Genomic DNA, 7,179 nt, shown 5'->3' with positions numbered 1-7,179 from the left:
CGTTCATGATACATCAGGGAGTTCATGATTAATGACTGAAGGGTAACAAAACCCTCGCTGCTGCTTGTGTAATTCGAAATAATTTCCGAAATTTGCGAATGTGTAAGTTTCATTTTTTTCTTTTTTATGGTTTACAAATACAAAGATAAGAAAAAAGGAGCTTACACACTTTTATAGGACAGTACCATAAAAAGCCGGAGAAAGCGGGGAAACACTCCTTTGAGTTTGTTATGCATCTGTCGAAAAAGATAATAAAAGTGCCATTTGAATATGACTTCTAAAGCGAGAAGAACGAGGGAGAGTTTTTCTTCGCCGCAGAAACAAGTTCGCTCCGAAAAGACATGAAACGGATTGCAAATGCAAAGCGGTCGATTATTACCCAAGATAACCGACCGCTTTGTTATGCCACTGACACTTCTTCTTCCACCCTATACCTTCTCATGAACCGGCACCGCGATATGTTTCAGCCAGCTGCCACGGAAGATGCGGACAAGGAACATGCTGCCACGGAAGGTTAGCTCAACCGCCATGGCGAACCAAACGCCACGAAGTCCGTAGGAGGAGGCGAGGGCATAGGCCAAGGTGAGACGCACCAGCCACATCGAACCGAGATTGATGAGCGAGGGCTTGAACGTGTCGCCTGCTCCAATGCAAACGCTGTATGAGACGATGGCAGCAGCAAAGAATGGCTCAGCGAAAGCCTCAATGCGAAGAACGGCAACTCCCAGCTCACGAATTTCCTGAACAGGCGAAAGCATGCCAATCATTTCAGGTGCGAAGACATACATCACAGCGCCCATAACAGCCATGACTCCCATGCCAAGGAACACCGTCATGTGGGCAAAGCTCTTGCAAAGCTCCCTGCGCCGTGCGCCTACACTCTGTCCGACCAACGTCGTGGCAGCCTCGCCGATACCGTAACCCGGCATATAGCAAAGACTTTCGGCAGTGACGGCAAACGAATTGGCAGCAATGGCAAAGTTACCAAGAGGTGCCACAATCATAGTAGATATCACCTGCGCACCGTTCATCAGCAAATATTGCAACGCCATGGGCGCACCAATCGCAATGGCATTCCGAATATAATCCCACACCCAAACAAACCGATGGGTATCTAACTTCCAAGCGAGGATGGGACTACGGAAAATGGCGAAATAGACCAAAGGAATCGCTGCTGATACGAAAGCCAACAGCGTGCCAAGGGCTGCGCCCTCAACGCCCAGACCAAAACCGAACATCTCGAATTCAACACCAAAGACATGGAGAACACGGGTCGGAAAAATTAAGATAAAGTTGAAAATGACATCGAAAACACACATCAACACAGCAATGAAACTGGGGTGACGCATATCGCCGGAGACCTTCAGCATGGCGGCGGAAAGGTATTCCACCAAATGAATGGGAACTGCGAAGGAGAAAATGAGAAAATACATCGAGGCATCGTGCTGAATATCGGCGCCACCGCCCAACCAACGGGGCAAGAAACCTGAAATCAGGGCTGCTACAGACATCAGAATCAGACTGAAAGCCAGACCGAAGATGTAGCCGTGGCGCATCACGGCACGAGCCTTCTCAAAGTCGTTGGCACCGATGAAGTGGGCTGCCTGTACGGAAAAGCCCATACCTCCGGCTGCCACCAACGAACCGAAGAGCCACGTGGCTGGTTCGACAAGGCCGATCGATGCCGATGCCTCTGCCCCAAGCGAACCCACCATCGAGGCATCGATATAGAACATCAGCACGGTCGTAACCTGAGCAAGGATGGAAGGAATGCTCAGCTGGACGATGAGATTCAGTTTCTCACCCGTTGTCATAGCCTCGCCACTCCTTATCTTAGCCAACAGAGAATCGGTAACTGTCTTGCTGAATATCATCAGGAAAGTAGGGCGCTAAAAATGTTCACCCCTTTTCTCACCTTTATTCCCCAAATAGCCAGATTGCCATAAGGAGAATAAAGACGAAAAAAGGGGTGAGAACGATTATTTGTTGTTTGCTCTGTAGTACGAATGCAACCGCAAATCGAAAATCAGGTTAGAATAAATCGGAATCCCTTTGACTTCACGATTGCCATAACCAAGTTGGTAAGGAACGTAAACCACCCAGTGGTCGCCAATATGCATGTTTTGAAGTGCAGTGGCAAAGCCATCAACAACCTTGCTGACACGCATCTGCGCCGGACGCGCTGTCTTCGCATTGAAATCTGTAAATCCCCAAGAGCTATCAAAGATCAATCCTGAAGTATAAGTTGTGGAAGGCAGCAACCTCCCTTGATAATGGACATGAACAGAGTCGGTGAACAATGGCACTCCGGCACCTTTGCCCTTTTCCAATTCATGGACAATGATATGCTTTTCGGGAGCGTAAGTTTGCATTCCGTCGGCATTGTGAACTTGGTTCTGATAGGAATAGTTGAGGATTATCTTCCACGACGTATCGCCATTGGCTATCTTCTGCTTCGTCTCGATGTAAAGATTGGTCCAATACTTGTCATTGACGGCTTTCCAGTCGGCAAACTCCTCTACTTCGTTGTTGTCCTCGGTACATGACGTCAGCAGCCCTGCCGAAAGCATCAGTCCAAGCATGACAAAGCCTGTGAGCAACGAATGCCGTAAGCTGGCTTTTATTTGATTGAGTGAATACATATTTGATAGATAGAAATTATACATCCAGTTTCTTTAACAGGGAGGTGAGCGAAACTCTGTCCTCTATGATTTCGCGGAGCTTTGCCACAGGCACGCGTTCCTGTTTCATAGAATCGCGATAGCGCAAGGTTACGCTGTTGTCGGTCAGCGAGTCGCCATCGACGGTCACACAGAAAGGTGTGCCAATGGCATCCTGACGGCGATAACGCTTGCCGATGGAGTCCTTGGCCTCAATCGTGGTGTTGAAATGAAACTTCAGGTCGTTCACGATTTCCTGTGCCTTCTCAGGCAGCCCGTCTTTGTTCACCAACGGCAACACGGCACACTTGATTGGAGCGAGAGGTTCAGGCAATTTGAGCACAACGCGTGAAGACCCATTTTCCAATTGCTCTTCTTCGTAGCTGTGGCACATCACCGAAAGGAACATTCTATCTACGCCTATGGAGGTCTCCACTACGTAAGGGGTGTAATTCTCGTTGCGTTCGGGATCGAAATACTTCACCTGACGACCGGAGAATTTCTCGTGTTGCGACAAGTCGAAGTCGGTACGGGAGTGGATTCCCTCCACTTCCTTGAAGCCGAACGGCATGTGGAACTCTATGTCGGTTGCCGCATTGGCATAGTGCGCTAACTTTTCGTGGTCGTGGTAGCGATAGTTCTCGTTGCCCATGCCGAGTGCCTGATGCCAAGCAAGGCGGTGCTGTTTCCAATAATTGAACCATTCCATCTCCGTTCCTGGCTGACAGAAGAACTGCATCTCCATTTGCTCGAACTCACGCATACGGAACACGAACTGGCGGGCTACAATCTCGTTGCGGAAAGCCTTTCCTATCTGTGCGATACCAAACGGTAGCTTCATGCGTCCGGTCTTTTGAACGTTGAGGAAGTTAACGAATATGCCCTGTGCCGTCTCCGGACGGAGATAAATCTTACTTGCAGAATCGGAAGATGCGCCAATTTCGGTGGAGAACATGAGGTTGAATTGGCGCACGTCGGTCCAGTTCTTTGTTCCGCTAATGGGATCAACGATGCCCTCGTCGAGAATAATCTGTTTCAGACCTTCAAGGTCAGTGGCCTCCATCGCTGCCGCAAAGCGAGCGTGAAGGTCATCGTGCTTGCGCTGATTCTCCAAAATGCGAGGATTGGTGGCGCGGAATTTCGCTTCATCGAAGGCGTCGCCGAATTTCTTGGCAGCCTTAGCAACTTCCTTTTCGATCTTTTCCTCATATTTTCCGAGCTGGTCTTCTATCAGCACATCGGCACGATAGCGTTTCTTTGAGTCACGGTTGTCAATCAACGGGTCGTTGAATGCATCGACGTGTCCACTGGCTTTCCAAACGGTAGGGTGCATGAAGATGGACGAGTCGATACCCACGACATTGTTGTGCAGCAACACCATGGATTGCCACCAATACCGTTTAATGTTGTTTTTCAGTTCTACGCCATTCTGTCCGTAGTCGTAAACCGCCGCGAGACCATCGTAAATATCACTGCTTGGAAAGACAAAGCCATATTCCTTGCAATGACTTACTATCTTTTTGAAAACATCTTCTTGTGCCATATTTCTATTATTTCTTATTGTATCTTATTGGAAAAGTTGTCGCAAAGATACTGCTTTTTAGCGGAATAAATGAACGAAAAGCAGTGAAAGTTTCAACCTTTTGAGCTTACTTATCTTTTGTTTGCGTTTTTTTTCGTACCTTTGAACCTTAAAAATGACACCCCATAGTTTATGGACGACGATAGAATAAAAGACAACCAAGAGGAAGAAGAATTGACAACGGAACAAGAAAACCTTGATACCGAAGAACCGGAAACAGGCGAAGAGAAACATTCCGATTATAAGCCGGTGGATAGGTTTGATGCTTCCGCCGTGAGACACCTATCGGGAATGTACAAAAACTGGTTCTTGGACTATGCCAGTTACGTTATTCTCGAACGTGCCGTGCCACACATCGAAGATGGACTGAAACCCGTGCAGCGACGCATCCTTCACTCAATGAAGCGTATGGATGACGGACGCTATAACAAAGTGGCAAACATCGTAGGACATACCATGCAGTTTCATCCTCACGGTGATGCTTCCATTGCCGATGCTCTCGTGCAGATGGGACAGAAAAATCTGCTCATCGATACACAGGGAAACTGGGGAAACATCTTTACCGGCGATCGTGCGGCGGCCTCTCGCTACATTGAATCAAGACTGTCGAAATTCGCCTTGGAAACAGTGTTTAACCCCAAGACTACCGAATGGCAACAGTCTTACGATGGAAGAAACAAAGAACCGGTAACGTTGCCCGTAAAATTTCCGCTCCTTCTTGCGCAAGGGGCAGAAGGAATAGCGGTGGGATTATCATCGAAAATACTCCCACACAACCTCAACGAGATATGCGATGCAGCCATAAAATATCTCAAAGGCAAAGAATTTCACCTCTATCCAGACTTCCCCACTGGCGGAAGCATTGATGTCTCCAAATATAACGACGGACAAAGGGGCGGTTCGCTCAAGGTGCGTGCCAAGATAGAGAAGTTGGATAACAAGACCCTGATCATTCGAGAGGTGCCTTTCACCAAGACGGCAGGCACACTGCAAGACTCTATTACGAAAGCGGTGGAGAAGGGAAAACTGAAAATTCGTAAGGTTGAGGATATGACGGCATCGGAAGTGGAAATACAGTTGCACCTCACGCCGGGCACGTCGAGCGACAAAACTATGGACGCGCTCTATGCCTTTACCGACTGCGAAGTGAACCTTTCGCCCAACTGTTGCGTGATAGCTGATCGCAAGCCACAGTTCCTGACCATATCGGACGTGCTTCGATATTCGGTGGAGCATACGAAAGCACTTTTGCAACGCGAGTTGGAAATACGCAAGGCGGAACTCGAAGAACAACTCTTCTTCAGTTCGTTGGAACGCATCTTCATTGAGGAGCGCATTTACAAGGAACGGAAGTTTGAGACGGCAAAGAACATAGATGACGTGGTGGCTTTCGTAGATTCCAAATTGGAACCTTACAAAGAAACGTTCATCCGAGAGATTACTCGTGATGATATCCTGCGACTATTGGAAATAAAAATGCAACGTATCCTGAAGTTCAATAAGGATAAGGCAGATGAACTCATCCGGAAGATAAAAGCCGAGATAGCCGATATAGAGAAAGACCTCAGCGAAATGGTGCGCGTTACCATAGAGTGGTTCAAACACCTGAAAGGGAAATATGGGAAGGACTTCCTCCGCAAAACGGAGATAAAGAACTTTGAGACTATTGTCGCTGCGAAAGTGGTGGAAGCGAACGAAAAACTCTATATCGACCGCAAGGGAGGATTTATTGGTACCGGACTGAAAAAAGCCGAGTTCGTGCAGAATTGTTCAGATCTCGACGATGTCATCATCTTCTACAAAGACGGAAAATACAAAGTCATACACATTGCCGACAAGGTGTTCGTAGGCAAAGGGGTGCTTCATGTCCGCGTGTTCAAGAAGAACGACAAACGAACTATTTACAACGTGGTCTATCGCGATGGTGCCGATGGAATCAACTATATCAAGCGTTTCAACGTAACTTCCGTCAGCCGAGATAGGGAATACGACCTCACAATGGGAACACCCGGGTCGAAGGTGCTCTACTTCACAGCCAATCCCAATGGTGAAGCAGAAGTAATTAAAATTACACTTGCGCCCATGGCTAACGACAAGCGAAAGAGTATTTTCCTTGAGCGAAAGTTCTCTGAAATACTTATAAAAGGAAAGGCGGCAAGGGGAAACATATTGACGAAAGAAAACATTCACCGAATATCGCTGAAGAGTCGCGGACATTCCACGCTCGGTGGAAGAAAGGTGTGGTTCGATCCTGACGTGAATCGCATCAACTATGAGGAACAAGGGCGATTGCTCGGAGAATTTAACGATAGCGACCGTATTCTCGTTGTTTTGGATAACGGAGATTTCTACATTACCGACTTCGATGCCGCCAACCATTACGAAGATAACATCATGCGTTTGGAGAAATTTGATGCCGATAAGGTATGGACAGCGGTGGTTTATGATGCAGATAATCAAGGTTATCCTTATTTGAAGCGTTTTCAAATGGAAGCAACGAAGCGGCATCAAAGTTTTGTTGGCGATAACCCCAACTCCCAACTCGTGTTGTTGTCCGATCAAGTGTTCCCACGCATTGAGGTAAACTATGGTGGTGAGGATGCCGGCAGAGGCGTGGAAGAGATAGACGCCGAGGGCTTTGTGGGCGTAAAAGGTTTTAAGGCGAAAGGAAAGCGCATATCGACCTATGATATTGCGAAGATAAAAGAACTGGAGCCACTGCGCTTTCCGGAACCGGAAGACGATGACAGTGACGGCGAAGAACGTGCACAGGATGAAGAGTCGCTCAAAGCAGAAGAGGAAAACCTCGATCCGGATGCGCGAAAGAGCAAGCAGCAGGTGATAGACGAGATTACCGGACAATTAAACTTATTCCCCGATGAATAAATATCAAAGAACCGAAGAATGGATAAAACGAGTCGTTATCATCACTACCGG

4 protein-coding genes are annotated in these 7,179 nt (G+C 47.7%); 1 reads left to right on the top strand and 3 read right to left on the bottom strand.

Annotation, left to right across the window (positions count from 1 at the left end; all coding sequences use genetic code 11):
- Positions 1–428: 428 nt before the first annotated feature.
- From E0E16_RS00405 to E0E16_RS00395, 3 genes are all read right to left on the bottom strand, one after another.
- Positions 429–1,874 (bottom strand): MATE family efflux transporter, encoded by a 1,446-nt coding sequence (locus tag E0E16_RS00405; RefSeq protein WP_130828354.1) that lies wholly within the window; start codon positions 1,872–1,874, stop codon positions 429–431.
- Positions 1,875–1,979: 105 nt separating this feature from the next.
- Positions 1,980–2,642, bottom strand: coding sequence for a BamJ family beta-barrel-assembly machinery protein (gene bamJ, locus E0E16_RS00400; RefSeq protein ID WP_130828353.1), 663 nt, complete (start codon positions 2,640–2,642; stop codon positions 1,980–1,982).
- Between the two features lie 16 nt (positions 2,643–2,658).
- Positions 2,659–4,203, bottom strand: coding sequence for a glycine--tRNA ligase (locus E0E16_RS00395; RefSeq protein ID WP_130828352.1), 1,545 nt, complete (start codon positions 4,201–4,203; stop codon positions 2,659–2,661).
- A 171-nt stretch (positions 4,204–4,374) separates the two neighbouring features.
- Between E0E16_RS00395 and E0E16_RS00390 the strand changes: the two genes are divergently transcribed.
- Positions 4,375–7,128: a DNA gyrase/topoisomerase IV subunit A gene (locus E0E16_RS00390; protein ID WP_130828351.1), complete on the top strand. Its 2,754-nt coding sequence runs from the start codon at positions 4,375–4,377 to the stop codon at positions 7,126–7,128.
- Positions 7,129–7,179 lie beyond the last annotated feature (51 nt).

The sequence above is a fragment of the Prevotella rectalis genome (assembly GCF_900607215.1).
GTDB classification, from domain to species: Bacteria; Bacteroidota; Bacteroidia; order Bacteroidales; family Bacteroidaceae; genus Prevotella; species Prevotella brunnea.
The sequence above is the reverse complement of the archived record's forward strand: the minus strand, read 5'-3'. Positions and strand labels throughout refer to the sequence as shown.

Bases quoted from the DNA above. Each gene is read 5' to 3' on its own strand.
- E0E16_RS00405 (WP_130828354.1), bottom strand. From the start codon at position 1,874: ATGATATTCAGCAAGACAGTTACCGATTCTCTGTTGGCTAAGATAAGG.
- bamJ (WP_130828353.1), bottom strand. From the start codon at position 2,642: ATGTATTCACTCAATCAAATAAAAGCCAGCTTACGGCATTCGTTGCTC.
- E0E16_RS00390 (WP_130828351.1), top strand. From the start codon at position 4,375: ATGGACGACGATAGAATAAAAGACAACCAAGAGGAAGAAGAATTGACA.
- E0E16_RS00395 (WP_130828352.1), bottom strand. From the start codon at position 4,203: ATGGCACAAGAAGATGTTTTCAAAAAGATAGTAAGTCATTGCAAGGAA.